Consider the following 17415-nt stretch of genomic DNA (forward strand, 5'->3'; position numbering starts at 1 on the left):
CTTGCTACAACGCAGGGAACCCGTGCAACGCAGTAGCTCCCCCTTGTAGGAGATAGGTACTCTACGAGAAGCGCTCCGCGCTATGGAGAGAGGTTTTAAAAATAAGTTGCACATCACGTTATTTAGTATTTAAAGACACATAATCTCTCAAATGTCCCATGAGTTTTGTTTCCAGTCTCTCATCCCTAGCTTTCAATCCCCTAATTATGGCGATCGCTCTATATTAATGAGTCCTCAGCAATTTATAGTGGGAGTTGTCGGTAAATCCTTAAGCAATTGTGAAAAGTATTACTCTTGTTGGTTCCACTGGCTCAATTGGTACTCAGACTCTAGATATCGTGAGTCAGTACCCAGATCAGTTTCGGATTGTGGGGTTGGCGGCGGGAAGCAATGTAGAAATGTTGGCAGAACAGATTCGCCAGTTCCGTCCCCAAATAGCAGCGATTTCTGCCGCCGAAAAATTACCAGCACTGCAAGCAGCTATTAAAGACCTTGATCCCCAACCTATTTTACTAGGGGGCGAAGCCGGAGTGATCGAAGTTGCTCGTTACGGTGATGCCGAAACAGTGGTGACAGGTATTGTCGGTTGTGCTGGTTTACTGCCAACAATCGCCGCCATTGAAGCTGGTAAAGACATTGCCTTAGCAAACAAAGAAACTCTCATCGCCGGCGGGCCTGTAGTCTTACCCTTAGTAGAAAAACACGGCGTTAAATTATTGCCAGCCGATTCCGAACATTCTGCCATCTTCCAATGCCTCCAAGGTGTACCAAAAGGCGGCTTAAGGAAGATTTTACTCACGGCTTCCGGTGGTGCTTTTCGGGATTGGGATGTGGAAAGATTAGCAGAAGTAACAGTGGCCGATGCCCTAAAACATCCTAACTGGTCAATGGGGCGAAAAATTACTGTAGACTCAGCCACCCTGATGAACAAAGGTTTAGAAGTAATTGAGGCTCATTTTCTGTTTGGGTTAGATTATCAAGATATCGAAATTGTCATCCATCCCCAAAGTATTATTCATTCACTAATTGAGCTGCAAGATACCTCAGTTTTAGCCCAACTCGGCTGGCCGGATATGCGCTTACCTTTGCTATATGCTTTGTCTTGGCCGGAACGCATCTACACTGACTGGGAACCCTTAAATTTAGTCAAAGCTGGCAATCTCACCTTCCGTGAACCAGACCATCAAAAGTATCCTTGTATGCAGTTAGCTTATGCGGCTGGTAGGGCGGGTGGTTCCATGCCGGCAGTGTTAAATGCTGCTAATGAACAGGTTGTAGCATTATTCCTAGATGAGAAAATCAAATTTTTAGATATTCCCCGGTGTATCGAATTAGTGTGCGATCGCCATCAAAATGATAACTGTGCAAATCCTTCTTTAGATGATATTTTGGCAGCAGATCAATGGGCAAGACAAGAAGTTTTAACAGCTACTAAAAATTTAGCAAGCCAACCTCAGATAATTTCCGTCAACTAAGCGCTGAAATTGCAAATACTTAGTATCTTGGTGTCTTACGTAAGAAAAATCTCAAACCACATAAGGCATCAAGATACAGAGGTTTTTAGCCCCTATTAATTCTTTAAAAATAAAAATCTCTTTAGTGAATCAGGACTTACACAACTGACCCAATAGTAGGGTGCGTCAGATGTAGAAAATCCTTTAATGTGTAAGAAATTATTGGGGCTGACGCACCCTACAGTTAGTTTGATTATGACACTTGCGTAAGTCCTATGAATTTGTCTAAAAATTCATGTTAAATTCCGGAATCAAGCAATTCCTCTATGTATAGTCATTTTGCAATAGTTACCCAAAGATTCAGGTATTACTAGACATAATATGATGTTAAAAACATTACACCTCCGACAAAAATTATAGGTAGTTATTTCCCGGAAAATATAGACTTACTAATCAAGTCCCTTGAAAATTAGAGATAAATCTTGAGGAATTTATATTTATGATTCCTACGCTTATTTTAGCTTGGATTGTATTTGTTATAGTTTGGAAGGTATTAAAAGCAACTCTTACCAATGCCTTAACTATTGCAGCCATTCTCATCTTGTTAAACATTGGTTTTGGCATCACACCGCAGGATATTTGGCATCAAATCATGCAGTTTGCACAAACTTTATCACAAGTACAGGGTGGGAAATAGGGGCGAATTGAGGCGCTAGGGATGAGGGAATTTGGACAACTATCTGAGCCTAACCACCGCTTACAGGGGGAATTAACACTACTTCATCCCCGTTTTTTAAAACTGTATCGGGTTCGACAAATATTAAATTAATCCCAAAGCGCGTGATATCTCGCCATTGAGCCAGTTCTGGGCGTTCTGCTATGAGGCGATCGCACACTGCGCTAACGGGTGTACCATTGGGAAATTCCCACACCAGTTCTGGTATTCCATAAGCTTCTTGGTAAACAGCAAATAACTTGATGGTGATAGTGATTGCAGAATTGGACATAATATTTTGTCCCCGATCTTACTGTGCAAGGATTTTGGCAAAGATTTAGATGAGAGGATTAATAGTCACCAATTTAGGTAATGATAGAAATTGGCAGTTTGATACAGCAAGTTGATTGCTGACTTTGAATTTATCTGATTTTACATACACTTAATAAAATTTATTCAATTTTAAGGTAAAATGCAACCTGAATTCAATTTTTTTCAGCACTGGTATCCTGTCTCACCCATAGAAGACTTAGACCCCAAACGGCCAACCCCTGTTACTCTTTTAGGAATTCGTTTAGTTATCTGGAAACCAAAATCATCAGATAGTTTTCGGATATTTATAGATCAATGTCCTCACCGTCTCGCACCCTTAAGTGAAGGGCGTATTGACGATAAAACCGGTAACTTAATGTGCAGTTATCACGGCTGGCAATTTGATACTGAGGGTGTTTGTACCCGCATTCCTCAAGCTGAGAATCCAGAAATAGTTACTAAAAACCAAAAGGATTTTTGTGTTAATTCCTTACCAGTACGCCAAGAGAATGATTTACTCTGGGTTTGGCCTGATGTGAACTCTCAGGAATTAGCCCATCAAACACCATTACCTCTGTCACCGCAAGTAGACGCTAGCAAAGGTTTTGTGTGGACTTCTTTCGTGCGCGATTTAGAATACGACTGGCAAACTCTAGTAGAAAATGTCGCAGATCCTAGTCATGTTCCTTTCGCCCATCATGGAGTGCAGGGTAATCGAGAACAAGGCAGGGCTAGACCTATTAGTATTATGCAATCAACGCCAGGTTTGATTGAGGCTGTCGCAGATGGACTAGTCACAGCCAAGATTACTTTTGAACCGCCTTGTCGTTTAGAGTACGCCATTAGCGTTGGTAATGATGGAAAACAGTTAGGACTTGTCACTTATTGCCTTCCTGTATCTCCTGGCAAATCAAGAATTGTCGCTCAGTTTCCTCGCAATTTTGCTAAAACACTTCATCGTCTTACACCCAGATGGTGGGATCACATCAAAACACGTAATTTAGTACTTGATGGGGATATGATTTTGCTCAATCAGCAAGAGCATTTGATCCAACAAAGACAATTATCAGCCAGTTGGAAAACAGCTTACAAGATGCCAACAAGCGCCGATCGCCTGGTAATTGAATTTCGCAAGTGGTTTGATAAATACTGTGACGGGGGATTACCCTGGAAAGAAGTGGGAATCCCCATTCCTGAAGCTGCCGCAATCAACGACAATCGGGATGTCTTGTTAGACAGATACAAACAACACACCCGGCATTGCAGTAGCTGTCGTAATACCCTGAAGAATATCGAGCGACTACAACTGATATTACTAGGCTATTTCGCCCTTGTTATTTCTGGGGTTGCCGTTCTACCAGACTCCTTAAGAGTCCGGCTAGGTTTACCCTTAATAATTACAGCAATCTTAGGATTGGGACTTTACTCCTGGCTAAAATTTTGGCTGGTGCCGAAATTTTACTTTGTAGATTATGTCCACGCCGAAAAATAAGGGAACAACAAAAAATAAATTATCCAAAATTCATGGTTTAGTAGGGTGCGTCAGTGCCAAAGAACCTAACTATACTCAGAAATTATTCATACTGACGCACCCTACATTTTGGATATTTTTTTTATCTGGAAGTCACAAAGAAACGCTTGACTAATGACTATTGACTAAAATATCTGTTCCAACTTTTGGAAATCGCGTTGCACCTCTTCCCACAATGCCTTGTTATGGGGGTCAGTTTTTAAAGCTTTTTTGAGATAGACTCTGGCTTTGAGGAGTTGATTTTCGTTAATGAGGGCGCGTCCCCAGATTTGATAGGCGATCGCCTGCCATTGGCGTACTTCTGGATCTTTTGGTAAACGGGCGGCTAAAGCTTCTGCTAAGGCGATCGCTTGGGGAAACCTTCTTTCCCGCAAAAACCGTTGCAGTTGTTCGTAAGTCTTCCACTTTAACCGTTGTTCAATTTCTATAATGTTCGGTGGTTTTGATGGAGCTGACTTTTCATCTGTGACGGTAGCCGTAGGCGCTTTCTCTGAGTGAGTTGCTTTGATATTTTCACTACTAGACGCAGGTGATTGCTTTGACTTTGGGGCTGTGTCCTCTGGAGGTACTACCGTCAACAGAAATCTGTAAGCCTCAGTCAAGGCAATAAACTTATCTTGAGCTTTTTTATCACTAGGGTTGATATCAGGATGATATTGCTGCGCCAGCCGTCGGTAAGAGGCTTTAATATCAGCAAATGAAGCTCCCGACCTTAAACCCAATAAACGGTAGCAATCTCCGAGATCCATTTTGATCTACTTAATTCTGTAATATTCAGCCATCAGCGATGAGCTTTTTGCTGAAAGTTTTAATAATAAACAATAATCTTATAATTTATAGTTCACATTTGACAGTTTTTCTAGGGATTGGGGACTGGGGATTGGGGATTGGGGGTTGGGGACTGGGCGAAAATTCTGGGGTAAGTTCTCCCCGTTCTTCCCCTGCTTCCCCTGCTTCCCCTGCCCCCTGCCCCCATTTCTAGATGCGTTCTTCAATCACACGGTCAATTAAGCCGTATTCCTTTGCCTCTTGGGCTGACATGAAGAAGTCCCGATCCATGTCTTTTTCAATTTTGGCTAGGGGTTGATTGGTGTTGTTGGCATAAATTTGATTGAGCTGGTGGCGAATTCGGAGAATTTCTCTAGCTTCGATTTCGATGTCGGTTGCTTGTCCACGAGTTCCGCCAGAGGGTTGGTGAATCATGATCCGTGAGTGGGGTAATGCTAGGCGCTTACCTTTGGTACCAGCAGCTAACAAGAAGGAACCCATCGAAGCAGCTAAACCTACACAAATGGTTACCACATCTGATTTGATGTGCTGCATTGTGTCGTAAATTGCCAAGCCGGATGTTACCATCCCACCGGGGGAATTGATATACAAGTAAATATCTTTACCTGGGTCTTCCGAATCCAGGTACAACATAACGGCGATGATTTGGTTAGCAATTTCATCATCAACGTCCCGTCCCAGGAAAATAATCCGTTCCCGGTATAGGCGATCGTAGATGCTAATCCAATCTGTAAATTGACCGCCTGGCATCCGGTAAGGAACTTTAGGAACTCCTATAGGCATTTTTTTGACTCCGTTGGTAATTAGTGATTAGTCATTAGTTAATTCACTATTGACTATTGACTATTGACTATTGACTGTTTAAAGAACACTTGCCGGTAGTGGTGGATTTGCAAGTTCTTCTTTTTCAAAAACTCTGTCAATCAAACCGTAATCCTTGGCTTGATAAGGAGTCATGTATAGGAGACGATCCATATCTTTGGTGATTTTTTCTGGTGCCTGTCCGGTGGTGCGGGCGAAAATATCAACCATTGAACCTTTGTTTACCAAGACTTCCCTGGCTCGAATTTGAATATCCGTTGCTTGACCTTGGGCGTAGCTCTTGGGTTGATGCAGGATAATTGAGGCGTTGGGTAAACTAGCGCGACAACCTTTTGTCCCAGCACTCAGTAACATTGCTGCCATCCCCATCGCCGAACCGATACAAATGGTGTGAATTGGAGGCTTGATGTATTTCATGGTGTCGTAGATGGCGAAGGCTTCAGTTTCAAAGCCGATAGGTTCGCCACTATAACCGGAAGTGCCAGTGGAGTTTATATAGATTTTAATTGGTTTGTCGGGGTCGTCAGACTGTAAATACAATAGTTGAGCGACTATCAATTCCGTAACAGCAGGAACCAGTGGCATCCCCAGATAGACAATTCGTTCCTTGAGTAAAAGGGAGGGTAAATCTGGTGGCGGTGTCCTGTAGGAGTTGTCACCGTAGTAAGGGGCTTGAACAGCCTTGATGGGGGAAATGTCCATAGCAACTGATCGCCTGATATTGTGCCGTTAACTGTAATACATCCTAGCGCGATGCTAGCTCTCTTCAAGTGCGGTTTTCTCGCTAATCGGAGGTAACAGAGCATCTGCCAACAGGTGGCTCCTAAGATATTCTGAATATATTATCTGAAATATATTAATGGATTGACTTTAATAAAGTTTTCCGTAGCGCTGGTGTAGCGTTTTGGAGTTATTCATGAATGTATATATACTAACCAGGAATTAAGGGTTATGAAAGTTAATTTGCAGCCTGTCCTCAATGATGCCAATTTGGATGCACAACAGCCAAGCAGCCAGCGTCAGTTGGCAATTTCCATCTCAGCTGGTGCTGAACCTCAAGACCGCACGGTACCGCTTAATTTATGTCTAATTCTTGACCATAGCGGCTCGATGAATGGGCGACCGCTAGAAATAGTCAAACAAGCGGCAATTCGTTTAGTTGACCGTCTGAAGACGGGCGATCGCCTGAGTGTGGTAGCTTTTGATCACCGTGCTAAGGTCTTAGTCCCTAATCAAGTCATCGACAACCCGGAACAAATCAAAAAACAAATCAATCGGCTGGCGGCGGATGGTGGGACAGCCATTGATGAGGGTTTGCGTTTGGGAATTGAGGAATTAGCCAAGGGGAAAAAAGAAACGATTTCTCAAGCTTTTTTGTTAACCGATGGGGAAAATGAACACGGTGATAACAATCGCTGCTTAAAATTCGCTCAATTAGCGGCTGGTTATAACTTGACTTTGAATACTCTGGGATTTGGCGACAACTGGAACCAAGATGTTTTAGAAAAAATTGCGGATGCAGGCTTGGGAAGCTTGTCTTATATCCAGAAAGCCGAACAAGCGGTAGATGAGTTTGGTCGTCTGTTTAGTCGGATACAAACGGTGGGTTTGACAAATGCTTATTTGCTATTGTCTCTTGCGCCTAATGTCCGCCTGGCAGAACTGAAACCCATTGCCCAAGTTGCCCCAGACACAATTGAGTTACCCCTGCAACAAGAAACAGATGGCCGTTTTGCTGTTCGCTTGGGTGATTTGATGAAGGATGTAGAAAGGGTGATTTTGACTAATATTTATCTGGGTCAGTTGCCAGAGGGTAAACAACCCATTGCCAATGTGCAGATCCGTTATGATAACCCAGCACAAGACCAAACCGGGTTATTCACTCCCAATATCCCCGTTTATGCCAATGTTGTTAGGGCGTACCAACCAGCTATTAATCCCCAGGTGCAACAGTCGATTTTAGCTTTGGCTAAGTATCGACAAACCCAGCTAGCAGAAGCCAAATTGCAACAAGGCGATCGCGTGGGTGCGGCTACTATGTTGCAAACTGCTGCCAAAACTGCCCTGCAAATGGGTGATACAGGCGCGGCGACAGTTTTACAAACCTCTGCAACTCAATTACAGGCTGGGCAAGATTTATCAGAAAGCGATCGCAAGAAAACCCGGATTGTCTCCAAAACCGTCTTGCAAGATACCCCTCCCAAATGAAAGTTCAATTGCTAAGAGCGTTAAGTGATACTAATATTGATGCCACTCAATTGAGCAGCCAGCGTCAATTGGCAATTTCCATTTCTGCTGTCGCCGAGCAGTTTGAGCAAAATTTACCACTCAATTTATGCTTGATTTTGGATCAAAGTGGTTCCATGCACGGTAAACCGTTGAAAATGGTAATTGCGGCTGTTGAGAGATTATTAGATAGGTTACAGCCAGGCGATCGGATTTCAGTTGTGGCGTTTTCTGGGTCTGCGACAGTCATTATCCCCAACCAAATAGTCGAAGACCCCGAAAGTATCAAAACCCAAATTAGAAAGAAGCTACAGGCTAGCGGCGGTACAGTTATTGCTGAGGGTTTGCAACAGGGAATTACAGAACTGATGAAGGGGACAAGAGGGGCTGTTTCCCAAGCATTTCTCCTTACCGATGGTCATGGTGAAGATAGTCTCAAAATTTGGAAGTGGGAAATCGGCCCAGATGATAGCAGGCGTTGTCAGGAATTTGCCAAGAAGGCGGCAAAAATCAACCTCACTATCAATACTTTGGGCTTTGGTAATAATTGGAATCAGGATTTATTAGAAACAATTGCTGATGCTGGTGGTGGGACTCTAGCTCACATTGAGCGTCCAGAACAAGCTGTCCATCACTTTAATCGCCTGTTTGCGAGGGTGCAATCGGTGGGTTTAACTAATGCTTACCTCATACTGTCTCTTGCGCCCCAAGTCCGGCTAGCAGAACTGCGGCCTATTGCCCAAGTTGCCCCTGATATTATTGAGTTACCTGTAGAACCAGAAGCAGATGGGAGTTTTATTATTCGTTTGGGAGATTTGATGAAAGATGAGAACCGGGTGGTTTTAGCGAATCTTTACCTGGGAAAGCTACCGGAAGGACAGCAGGTAATTGGTAATGTACAAGTCCGCTATGATAATCCGAGTTTGAATGAAGAGGGGTTGCTTTCACAAATTTGGCCGATATATGCAAATGTGATGCAGGCCTATCAAGCGGATTTCGACCCCCATGTACATAAATCTATTTTGACATTGGCTAAGTATCGCCAAACTCAATTAGCAGAGACAAAATTGCGTCAAGGCGATCGCTCTGGCGCAGCGACAATGTTACAAACAGCAGCCAAAACAGCTTTACAAATCGGCGATAATAACGCAGCCACGGTTTTACAAACTTCTGCTACCCGCCTGCAAGCTGGGGAAAAACTTTCAAATGCAGATTTAAAGAAGACTAGAATCGTGTCGAAGACAGTTTTACAAAGTTTTTAATTATATGAAAACCATTGGTATTCATCATGTAGCGATTATTTGCTCAGATTATGAGCGATCGAAAAAATTTTATGTGGAAGTTCTAGGATTCGGAATTATTCAAGAAACTTTTCGTGCTGCGCGGAATTCCTATAAATTAGATTTACGAATTAACGAAAATACCCAAATTGAATTATTTTCTTTTCCGAATCCTCCCCAAAGACCAAGTACTCCAGAAGCTTGTGGTCTAAGACATTTATCCTTTGCTGTTGAAAGTATAGAAGAGACTGTTGCTTATTTACAATCTCATGATGTAGAGGTAGAAAATATCAGAGTTGATGAGATTACCGGTAAGAAATTTACTTTCTTTAAAGACCCGGATAATTTGCCTTTAGAAATTTATGAACATTAATAGAGGTTACATATCCGGTTTGGATTTTGAGATTAAAATAGAGTTAGGAAAGGTAGAATTTACTAGACTAGGAAGTTCTATGATGACTTTACAAGAAATTATTAATTCTATTGAAAATTTGCCCACAGAAGAGCAAGAGTATTTATTTGAGTTTCTCCGCCAGCAACGAATTGATAATCGACGGGTTGAAATTTTGGCTAATACTCAGGAAGTAATCCAGGCATTGAAAGATGGGACAGCAAAGAGAGGAAGTGTTGATGATTTGATCGCTGATTTACTAGGAGACGATGATGGAAGTTGTCTGGAGTAGTGGATTTAAGCGCTCTTTTAAGAAAATTATCAAGAAAAACCCACAATTAAAGGATCAGATTGTTAAGGTATTAAGACTTTTAGCAGAAGACCCATTTACACCTTCTTTAAAGTCTCATAAGTTAACAGGAGATTTAGCTGGTTTGTGGTCTTGTTCTGTTACTTATAATTGTAGAATTGTATTCACTTTTTCTGAGGATGAAACTTTATTAGAAATGCTTATTTTACTGATTGATATTGGTAGCCATGATGAAGTATATTAAATTATTAACTCTGTTCTGATTTTGAGGTAATGATTTCTGTGGGACGTAAAACTTTTTCACCGATGAGGAAACCTTGACGGACTATTTTAGTAATTGTTTGGTCTTCTACATCATTTCTAATTTCCCGGTCTACCACTCGGCAGAAATTAAAATCGGGTTGGTCACTTTGTAATTCTATAGGTAAAACTTGGCGTTTGCTGAGGACGCTGAGAAATTTACGATGGACTGCGCCTACGGATTTGGGTAAGCGTTGGCAAAATTCTGGGCTGGGGTCTGGGTTATTTTCTAGGTAGTTGAGTAAGGCTTCGAGTGCGTCGGTAACTTCTAAAAGTTCTAAGAATAAATCTTCAGTATTGGCTGTGGTTTGAGTTTGTTGTTCTCGTAGGGACTGCTGGAGTAAGGTATTTTGCTTTTGTAAGCTGCTAAATTCTTGGATTAACCAGTCCCGTTGTGCTTGAGTCAGCAGATAGCGGTTTTCGATAAATGTCGCTACATCTGGGGAAGATGCGGGGATTTCTGGCTTTGTACCCAGAAAAGTGGATTTTAGCCAATTGGTGACTTGGAAATAAATTGAGGGTGAATCAGACACGGGACATCTCTTTTGATAAATAAGGTAGAGTTTTATTTGCCCAAGTACAAACTTGGGGATGGGGATGATTGACTAACATCTGGCAGAGTGCCACGGCTCTTTGTAATTGTCCACCGAGCTGATAAGCTTTGATGAGCCACATCTGGGCTTGGATATAAGCTTGAGTATGACGGTCTTGACAGATGTGGCAGTAGTCTTCTAAGTATTTTATGGCTTTCGGGTAACGTTTCTCTTGGCAAGCTGTGACACCCTCGCTTAAGAGTTCTGCTAGGGGTATGGTTAAGGGTTCTCGTTCTCGGTTTTCTTCTTGGGTTGCTTGAGCGATCGCCTTTTCCAATCCATCAAATTCTGGCAATATAACTAAAGTGGGGGCAGACTCTGCTAAGGCTGATAAGTCACTATATTTAAAACGTTTGATAGGAGGCAATATAGGACGTAAATAGTCGGCGATGATGCGTTCTTCTGGCTTCATCAAGCTTTTTTGCGCTTTTGCAATCACATCTACAGGATATTGCTTGCGCTTCATCGCTACTGCTACAGCTTTGGTAATCTCAGCTTTTGATGCTGCTTGAGATACACCCAAGATATCGTAAGGATTCTGTTCCATATCTCACCTTTGTTCAACGAATATTCAGTCGGCGGTAGATTTCTTGATAATCTGGGTCATGGGGACAGAGTTGATAAACCCAACGACCTAATTGATGGACTAAATGGGTAGATAATGTTTCACTTTTCATTCCTCTAATCAAGGTCATCATCAAATAATCGCCGACATAGGAATGAATAGCGTCATATTCTGAATACTTGGCACGGCGGACGGCTTCTTCATAGCGATCGCGTTTAATGAGATGATGGATTTCATGGAGTTCTTGGCTAATCAGATAGATTTCTTGGATATTTGGCTCATCAGGACTAAGTTCATAAGCCCAACGACCTAAATCATAAATCTCTTCAAAGCCCAATTTTCCGCTTTTAAATCCATCAACTAAAATATCTACACAAATTTCAGTGACTATATTTTTAACCTTCAGATATTGATTCTGTTTTGCAAATTTAACGGCTCCTTCTAGATTATTTTTATTTAAAAATTCCTCAATGACTTCTACTGCCAATGCCACTTCAATTCGCTGAATTAAATCTATTACAATAGGGTTGTCAGCATCAATTAGTTTAATTCTCTCTAGTTCTTTAAGAGCTTTTTGCTTAGATATTTGTTTACTAGCAAGTTGCTCTCGGATTCTTTCTGCTTTGTATTCACCTAAATAAGCTCTAGCCTTAGTGCTATTTAAAATATCGTACCAAAATTGAGCAAAAACTAAATGTTCGTGGTCTTCAGAGATATTTTGACGCTGTAAGCTGCAAAGTCTATCTAGTTCTATTTGCCATTCTTGATTAGCCAGAATTTCTGACTTTGCTTGGTTGAGTGGATGAATTGCCTCACGCCATTTCTGTTGCTGTAGGTGATAGCATCCTTCATGGTAAGCAACAAAGTTATGAGCAAATATTTCTAAATCAGAAGTTGCTAGATTTATAGGTTTAAGTTTAATTGCTCTTTGGCTATCTCCCGCCACACAAGCTGCTACTGCTAATCCCCAATTTGTGTATAAGCAATGTAGGATTTTTTGGTGAGGCTCTATTGAGTTAAAATTATTGCTTGGATCGAATTTAAGATAATGGTTGTAACAACCGGGAGTTAAAAATATATCGTTCATTTTTATGCCTTTGATTGGAGGTTGATCCATTAAATCCAAAGCTAATGTTTCCAATCGCCAGCAATCACGAAACTTTAGATAATCTTCAATATTTTTGTCTTTTATAGTATCGATAAATGTTTCTATTCTGTTTTTGACTTGATTAAATACTAATTGAAAATCAACAGATTGTGTTCCTAGCCAAGGCACATCTTGAAGATTTATATCTTTATGCAGATTTGCTAAAGCTGTGGATAAAGAAATAATTAAATTTATGATTTGATTTGAATCCTGTTGAGCGTGATAATAATTTGCCACTGCCCAATTATGTAAGGTAATAATATTAGGTTCGGCAATCCAATAATTTTCAGCTTGTTGGCTAATCAATTGCCAGTTAGCTCTTTGCCAAACTGCCGCTTCAAGACGTGGCTGGATATGTTCTTGGAGATTTTCTTCTACTAACTGATGAAAACCAAATTTTTGGGTAAATTCTCTACTGGCTATTTTTGCTTGTTCTAGATTTTCGGCTTTAACTAATTCTTCAATATTTTGTAGAGAAAACAGGCGTTGTCTTTGGCTGAGAATTTTGAGTATTTCTCGTTGTTCACTGATTTGTGCGCCCGATAATCCTTGCCATTCTCGATAAGCTATTTGTAAATTTTCCTGTTGTGCATACACAAATCCCCTTAGATATGCAGCTTGTTCTCCCGGTAAATCTTCCAAGTAAGATAGCGCTGTTTCCCATGCTTGAGTTTTAATTGTGACTAAGCCTAACCTGATACGGCAGTTAGTGTTTTCTGGTAATAGAGATTCAGCATTTGTATATAAAGAAATCGCTGTTGGGAAATCACCAATTTTTTCTGCGGCTAAACCTCGGCGAAATAGTTCTCTACCTTGAACGAGTGATTTAAGTTTGTGTAGTAACTCATGGCCGTCGGTGCGGGGAAATTTTGCTAAAGCAGATTCTAAAAGTACGATCGCTCCCCGTAACTTTCCTTCCGTCTCTCCCTGTCGCACTCTTTGTAAACTAGCGTCGTAAGCTTCTTCTTGTGGAACTTGCTGTGTAGCGGTAGCAATGGCTTGAGTTAGTAGCTGGGTGGAGTAAAGTTCTTCAGCTTGCTGGTAAGTGGCGATCGCATTTTTAAAAAACAGATTTTCTACCAGAGATTGGGCTTGCTTTACCAATTCTTGGAACTGTTGGCGTTTCTGTAGTTCTTGTTGACATTGTTGAATGGCTTGCAATATCCTCTCGTCGTGGATAATTTTGCTACAACGCTGATAAATGGTGATGATATTTGTCAGGTTTGTTGTTTCCCAAGGATCGCCAGTATCTTGTTTGAGTAGAGTTTTAGCGCTAGCAAGTTGTTTGTCAACTGTCCCTACTTGTTTGCGCCATTCTTGTAATTGCTGAGTTAGTTGATTGACCAACTTACCTAAGAGGATTTGGCAAATCAACCGTTCCCAAAACCCCGGTTTTCTTGACCAACAACTCAGGGCTTTTTCGGCTATGGTGACAGCCTCCCGTAGGTGTTTTGTTTGAGCTAGTTGTGCTGCTTTTTGGCTAGCTTCTCTCGTTTGTGGTGCTTGCAACCAAGCATCAACAATTCCTATCCCCAAATGATTTTTAGTTAATCTATTCAAGCTTTCCAGCAGGTTCATCAAATACCCTCCTGGCACTTAGGAATTTTCAACACCTGTCCCACTTCTAGATAATTTTCTCTACCTATGAGTTGGGGGTTGGCTTGTACTATTGCTGGCAAAGAAACTCCCTGACCACACAATTTTTGCGCGATCGTACTGAGATTATCTCCTGGTTGAACTGTGTAGGTGGTTGGTTCTGGGGGTTTTTGGGGTGTAACAGGGCTGGGTTGAGTAATAACTACTGTATTTAACTGCGGTCGAGAAAATATCAAATTCGTCGCCACTCCCACACCTATGGCAATAATTAGCAGCAACAGGGCAATTCTTAATGGCCAAGGCGATTGAGTCGGGACTTGCGGTAACGCTTGCAGCATCCGAATTACACGCAAATCGGCATCACAATTGGGGCAAGTATCGCCTGTAATATCTTGGTAACTGCACACAGGACAATTAACTTGCATCATCGGCTGATTCCTGTAGCAATCATATTGCTAGGTAATTCCTGATTGAGCCAAAGTTTGACATCTGGCTGTAGTTCTTGCCACAAGCGATCGCTTTCTTGTGGATTGCCACTTTCCATCGCTTCCAGTAGACGATAGAGTTTATCCGACATAGCGCTGGCTTTGGTGGGTGCAACTTGCCTTGCTTGGCGGATAGCTAACAAACTAGCTTGAATGACTTGGACTTCATTTGGTAGATGATCCAGTTCCCGTCTAGCATCTTCGCTGTAAGATTCCATTCTCGATAGATCATGGGCATTAATTGACCCCTGCAAATCTTGACTCAGCTTTTGTAATCTTTCCTTTTGTGGTGGGGGAATGAGAAAACCGCAGATTTGAACGATGCGATCGCATTCATTCATCAGAGACTCCGCGTCTAAAGCTTCCTTAGACATGGAAACTTGGAATTTCTGCAAGCTTACTTGAGCGTCTTCACGTTTATCGATGCGTTCTTCCTCAGTTTTGGGGTCGATGATACTGTTAGCTAATTTGACTACTGGAACTGCTAGCTTCAATGCTTCTTCTACGCCAAGTTGAGTTAAATCTTGATTATTGAGTTCAGCGATCGCTACTTCTAATTCTCTATAAATTTTCTCATCCGAGCGACCCCGCGAAAATGTACAGCTGACTCTTTCCGCCGGGTCATTTTTCAGGGTGGCTGTCATTTTCAAAGCGCTATTTTTCTCGTCTAACTCCAAATTAACTAAAATTTCCGTTCCTTTGGGATAAACCTCGTTTAAACCCAACCACATATCCCCGATACTTTCTTTTTTATCGACCCCATCCAATTCTTCCCTCACCTGGTCAGGGCTAAAAAACTGGAAGTGAATTAACCGTTGTCCATCAGCCACAGTTTTGAAGGTGTGGGATGTAATTACAGGCAGAATATCATTGCGGTTAATCACTTTATAGCGATCGTCTAGTAACTTGATGTAGTAATCACGGGACACGGTGGTGACTTTATCCGTTTGCCCAGCAGCCACAATCGCCGCACCTTCCGCCACCGCATACATCGGACGGGGATGCAAAACCACCTTATTATTACCAAAAGCTTCCTTAACTTTGCGTTGTACTAAAGGAATTTGGGAAGACCCCCCCACCAACAGCACTATATCCACCATTTCCAAGTGATATTCTGCATCTTGTAAGGCAAGGCGGCAAATCTGCACTGAACGATCAACCAAGTCTCCAATCATCGCCTCAAATTGCTGGCGAGTAATTTCTACTTCAATGGGGATGGCAATACCTAATTCATCAAGTAGTTGAGTTGCTGGGCTAATCCTGGCTACTTGGGCGCTACTTAATTCAACCTTGGCACGTTCTACTGCCATTTTCAAGTCGGCGTTAAATCTTAGCCTTTGGTAGTGAGGCATTTTGGCAATTAAGCCATCAATATCGGTAATTCTCTCTTCCTGGGCGACTTGGGTTTTCACAAAGCTCATCATCTGAGAATCAATGTCATCCCCACCTAACCATAAATCTCCCGCTTTCCCCTGTTCAATAAATGAAGTACCGGCTGCGGTAATCAGGGAAGCATCAAATGTACCGCCACCAAAGTCGTAAACTAAAATCGTCTTCACATCTTCGCTATCTGGCGAAAAACCGTAGGATATGGCAGCAGCCGTCGGTTCTGGTAGTAATTCTAACGGCGTCAGTCCCGCTTTGAGGGCGGCGGTACGGGTGGCGTGGCGTTGCTGGTCGTTGAAATAGGCAGGGATAGTAATCACCGCTTGGTCAATTACTTCATCTATTTTGCCAATTCCTTGACGATAAGCTTGGGCATTAGATACGACTTTTTTCAGAATCTCAGCCGAGATATCCTCTGGACTGTATTCCTTACCTCCTAGCCAAACCGCAATGCTGTTATCGGTTCCGTAGCTAGGTTCACTAATTTTGTAGCCAACCTCTGACTTTTGTTTCTTGACTGCTTGGTCACTAAAACCCCTACCTATTAACCGTTTAATGGAAACAATCACATTTTCAGGGTCAGCCCGTAACTGATTGTAAGCCTGATTTCCTACCAATAATTTATCCTGGTCATAGGCAACAAGCGATCGCGTCAATTTTCTATCTGGTGGTGTGTTGTCGTTAGCTGTCACCACTTCTACTTCCGCTAACTTAAACGCACCAACAGAATTAGTTGTTCCCAAATCAATCCCGATTGCCTTACCCATGCTGACCCAAGACTTTTTGTATAAATTGTTGAGAAAAACTAAGCTTATACGCGAGTAAAACCCCTATTTATTAAGAGTTTTCATTGATTACTTAGACTTTGCTCAACCAATGTTATACAAAACACTTGAAAACCAACCTCAGCAAAACTACTGTCAAAAGTCCAGGTTAGCAAAAGTTTATATGCAGTGATAAGTGCTAACTCATCGTTTTTGAATTCCCCTCCGGGGTTGACCTGTGAGTATACAAGTATGCCCAGGCAATTAACACAGCCTGAAATGGTAATCTTGCCAAATAGAGTAATTGATTATGCGGAATGCCATCAATGGGAATGTTATGTAGCGTCATATAAATATTGGCAGGAAACACAGCAATAAATAAGGAGATCAATCCCCATGCTGCGGCGACGCTGACAAATGGAATCATTAAGCCGATACCACCGAGAATTTCAAAAAACCCGCTAACGTAGACTGATGTAAATGGCGGAAATGGTGGTGGTACAATCCGAGCATACTGCTCTGGTCTCAAAAAATGCGTGATGCCGACGATGATGATAGCTACCGCTAAAATACCACGGAATAATTCTTGGCGATGATATCCTTGGTCAATTACAGAAGACATATACAGATAGAAAGTTTACTGACAACATGGTAAATATTGTTTTCCTGCCGTACTTCTATCTGAAGTTAGCTGTTCCTCTATCTAGGGACTTCCAAATGTAATATCCAAATGTAGGGTGCGTCAGTGC

At 41.9% G+C, this 17415-nt stretch carries 18 protein-coding genes; 8 read left to right on the forward strand and 10 right to left on the reverse strand.

Annotation, left to right across the window (positions count from 1 at the left end):
* Positions 1-278: 278 nt before the first annotated feature.
* Positions 279-1475, forward strand: a complete 1197-nt coding sequence (gene dxr / locus GSQ19_RS11760) for a 1-deoxy-D-xylulose-5-phosphate reductoisomerase (protein WP_011318136.1) — start codon at positions 279-281, stop codon at positions 1473-1475.
* Between the two features lie 478 nt (positions 1476-1953).
* Positions 1954-2151: a hypothetical protein gene (locus tag GSQ19_RS11765; protein ID WP_011318137.1), complete on the forward strand. Its 198-nt coding sequence runs from the start codon at positions 1954-1956 to the stop codon at positions 2149-2151.
* 49 nt (positions 2152-2200) lie between these two features.
* On the opposite strand, the gene GSQ19_RS11770 is transcribed toward GSQ19_RS11765, so the two are convergent.
* Positions 2201-2461, reverse strand: coding sequence for a MoaD/ThiS family protein (locus GSQ19_RS11770; RefSeq protein WP_011318138.1), 261 nt, complete (start codon positions 2459-2461; stop codon positions 2201-2203).
* A 180-nt stretch (positions 2462-2641) separates the two neighbouring features.
* Here GSQ19_RS11770 and GSQ19_RS11775 point away from each other — a divergent pair, with 180 nt between their 5' ends.
* Entirely contained in the window at positions 2642-3973 is a 1332-nt protein-coding gene (locus tag GSQ19_RS11775) for an aromatic ring-hydroxylating dioxygenase subunit alpha (protein ID WP_011318139.1), read from the forward strand.
* A 164-nt stretch (positions 3974-4137) separates the two neighbouring features.
* Here the strand turns inward: GSQ19_RS11775 and GSQ19_RS11780 are convergent, their stop codons facing one another.
* From GSQ19_RS11780 to GSQ19_RS11790, 3 genes are all read right to left on the reverse strand, one after another.
* Positions 4138-4761: a J domain-containing protein gene (locus GSQ19_RS11780; RefSeq protein ID WP_011318140.1), complete on the reverse strand. Its 624-nt coding sequence runs from the start codon at positions 4759-4761 to the stop codon at positions 4138-4140.
* Positions 4762-4990: 229 nt separating this feature from the next.
* A complete protein-coding gene (locus GSQ19_RS11785; protein WP_011318141.1) occupies positions 4991-5584 on the reverse strand; it encodes an ATP-dependent Clp protease proteolytic subunit in 594 nt (197 codons plus the stop codon).
* Between the two features lie 78 nt (positions 5585-5662).
* Positions 5663-6325 (reverse strand): ATP-dependent Clp protease proteolytic subunit, encoded by a 663-nt coding sequence (locus GSQ19_RS11790; protein WP_011318142.1) that lies wholly within the window; start codon positions 6323-6325, stop codon positions 5663-5665.
* 249 nt (positions 6326-6574) lie between these two features.
* Between GSQ19_RS11790 and GSQ19_RS11795 the strand changes: the two genes are divergently transcribed.
* The 5 genes from GSQ19_RS11795 (at position 6575) to GSQ19_RS11815 (ending at position 10074) form a co-directional block, all read left to right on the forward strand.
* The gene (locus tag GSQ19_RS11795) at positions 6575-7831 is read left to right on the forward strand and encodes a vWA domain-containing protein (protein ID WP_011318143.1); all 1257 of its coding nucleotides are present in this window, start codon (positions 6575-6577) and stop codon (positions 7829-7831) included.
* Positions 7828-9111 carry a vWA domain-containing protein gene (locus GSQ19_RS11800; protein ID WP_011318144.1) on the forward strand — a complete coding sequence of 428 codons (1284 nt, stop codon included), beginning with the start codon at positions 7828-7830 and terminating at the stop codon, positions 9109-9111. The genes GSQ19_RS11795 and GSQ19_RS11800 overlap by 4 nt, the downstream gene beginning before the upstream one ends.
* 4 nt (positions 9112-9115) lie before the next feature.
* Complete coding sequence (gene gloA2 / locus GSQ19_RS11805; RefSeq protein WP_011318145.1) at positions 9116-9502, forward strand: SMU1112c/YaeR family gloxylase I-like metalloprotein; 387 nt, start codon at positions 9116-9118, stop codon at positions 9500-9502.
* 79 nt (positions 9503-9581) lie between these two features.
* Positions 9582-9812, forward strand: a complete 231-nt coding sequence (locus GSQ19_RS11810) for a hypothetical protein (RefSeq protein WP_041456652.1) — start codon at positions 9582-9584, stop codon at positions 9810-9812.
* The gene (locus tag GSQ19_RS11815; protein ID WP_011318147.1) at positions 9793-10074 is read left to right on the forward strand and encodes a type II toxin-antitoxin system RelE/ParE family toxin; all 282 of its coding nucleotides are present in this window, start codon (positions 9793-9795) and stop codon (positions 10072-10074) included. Before GSQ19_RS11810 ends, GSQ19_RS11815 begins: the two co-directional genes overlap by 20 nt.
* 4 nt (positions 10075-10078) lie before the next feature.
* Here the strand turns inward: GSQ19_RS11815 and GSQ19_RS11820 are convergent, their stop codons facing one another.
* The 6 genes from GSQ19_RS11820 to GSQ19_RS11845 all read right to left on the reverse strand — a co-directional run bounded on the left by GSQ19_RS11820 (position 10079) and on the right by GSQ19_RS11845 (position 17288).
* Positions 10079-10663, reverse strand: a complete 585-nt coding sequence (locus tag GSQ19_RS11820; protein ID WP_011318148.1) for a nucleotide exchange factor GrpE — start codon at positions 10661-10663, stop codon at positions 10079-10081.
* Positions 10656-11270: a molecular chaperone DnaJ gene (locus GSQ19_RS11825; RefSeq protein ID WP_011318149.1), complete on the reverse strand. Its 615-nt coding sequence runs from the start codon at positions 11268-11270 to the stop codon at positions 10656-10658. Before GSQ19_RS11825 ends, GSQ19_RS11820 begins: the two co-directional genes overlap by 8 nt.
* A 13-nt stretch (positions 11271-11283) precedes the next feature.
* The gene (locus tag GSQ19_RS11830; protein ID WP_011318150.1) at positions 11284-14013 is read right to left on the reverse strand and encodes a tetratricopeptide repeat protein; all 2730 of its coding nucleotides are present in this window, start codon (positions 14011-14013) and stop codon (positions 11284-11286) included.
* Positions 14013-14459, reverse strand: coding sequence for a LysM peptidoglycan-binding domain-containing protein (locus GSQ19_RS11835; protein WP_011318151.1), 447 nt, complete (start codon positions 14457-14459; stop codon positions 14013-14015). The genes GSQ19_RS11830 and GSQ19_RS11835 overlap by 1 nt, the downstream gene beginning before the upstream one ends.
* Positions 14456-16669: an Hsp70 family protein gene (locus GSQ19_RS11840; protein ID WP_011318152.1), complete on the reverse strand. Its 2214-nt coding sequence runs from the start codon at positions 16667-16669 to the stop codon at positions 14456-14458. Before GSQ19_RS11840 ends, GSQ19_RS11835 begins: the two co-directional genes overlap by 4 nt.
* A 196-nt stretch (positions 16670-16865) precedes the next feature.
* Positions 16866-17288: a DoxX family protein gene (locus GSQ19_RS11845; RefSeq protein WP_011318153.1), complete on the reverse strand. Its 423-nt coding sequence runs from the start codon at positions 17286-17288 to the stop codon at positions 16866-16868.
* Between the last annotated feature and the right edge of the window lie 127 nt (positions 17289-17415).

The sequence above is a fragment of the Trichormus variabilis 0441 genome, from assembly GCF_009856605.1.
Lineage (GTDB): Bacteria > Cyanobacteriota > Cyanobacteriia > Cyanobacteriales > Nostocaceae > Trichormus > Trichormus variabilis.

Excerpts from the sequence above, each read along its gene's own strand:
- GSQ19_RS11765 (WP_011318137.1), top strand. The coding sequence starts at position 1,954 with ATGATTCCTACGCTTATTTTAGCTTGGATTGTATTTGTTATAGTTTGG.
- GSQ19_RS11770 (WP_011318138.1), bottom strand. The coding sequence starts at position 2,461 with ATGTCCAATTCTGCAATCACTATCACCATCAAGTTATTTGCTGTTTAC.
- GSQ19_RS11775 (WP_011318139.1), top strand. The coding sequence starts at position 2,642 with ATGCAACCTGAATTCAATTTTTTTCAGCACTGGTATCCTGTCTCACCC.
- GSQ19_RS11780 (WP_011318140.1), bottom strand. The coding sequence starts at position 4,761 with ATGGATCTCGGAGATTGCTACCGTTTATTGGGTTTAAGGTCGGGAGCT.
- GSQ19_RS11785 (WP_011318141.1), bottom strand. The coding sequence starts at position 5,584 with ATGCCTATAGGAGTTCCTAAAGTTCCTTACCGGATGCCAGGCGGTCAA.
- GSQ19_RS11790 (WP_011318142.1), bottom strand. The coding sequence starts at position 6,325 with ATGGACATTTCCCCCATCAAGGCTGTTCAAGCCCCTTACTACGGTGAC.
- GSQ19_RS11795 (WP_011318143.1), top strand. The coding sequence starts at position 6,575 with ATGAAAGTTAATTTGCAGCCTGTCCTCAATGATGCCAATTTGGATGCA.
- GSQ19_RS11800 (WP_011318144.1), top strand. The coding sequence starts at position 7,828 with ATGAAAGTTCAATTGCTAAGAGCGTTAAGTGATACTAATATTGATGCC.
- gloA2 (WP_011318145.1), top strand. The coding sequence starts at position 9,116 with ATGAAAACCATTGGTATTCATCATGTAGCGATTATTTGCTCAGATTAT.
- GSQ19_RS11810 (WP_041456652.1), top strand. The coding sequence starts at position 9,582 with ATGATGACTTTACAAGAAATTATTAATTCTATTGAAAATTTGCCCACA.
- GSQ19_RS11815 (WP_011318147.1), top strand. The coding sequence starts at position 9,793 with ATGGAAGTTGTCTGGAGTAGTGGATTTAAGCGCTCTTTTAAGAAAATT.
- GSQ19_RS11825 (WP_011318149.1), bottom strand. The coding sequence starts at position 11,270 with ATGGAACAGAATCCTTACGATATCTTGGGTGTATCTCAAGCAGCATCA.
- GSQ19_RS11830 (WP_011318150.1), bottom strand. The coding sequence starts at position 14,013 with ATGAACCTGCTGGAAAGCTTGAATAGATTAACTAAAAATCATTTGGGG.
- GSQ19_RS11835 (WP_011318151.1), bottom strand. The coding sequence starts at position 14,459 with ATGATGCAAGTTAATTGTCCTGTGTGCAGTTACCAAGATATTACAGGC.
- GSQ19_RS11840 (WP_011318152.1), bottom strand. The coding sequence starts at position 16,669 with ATGGGTAAGGCAATCGGGATTGATTTGGGAACAACTAATTCTGTTGGT.
- GSQ19_RS11845 (WP_011318153.1), bottom strand. The coding sequence starts at position 17,288 with ATGTCTTCTGTAATTGACCAAGGATATCATCGCCAAGAATTATTCCGT.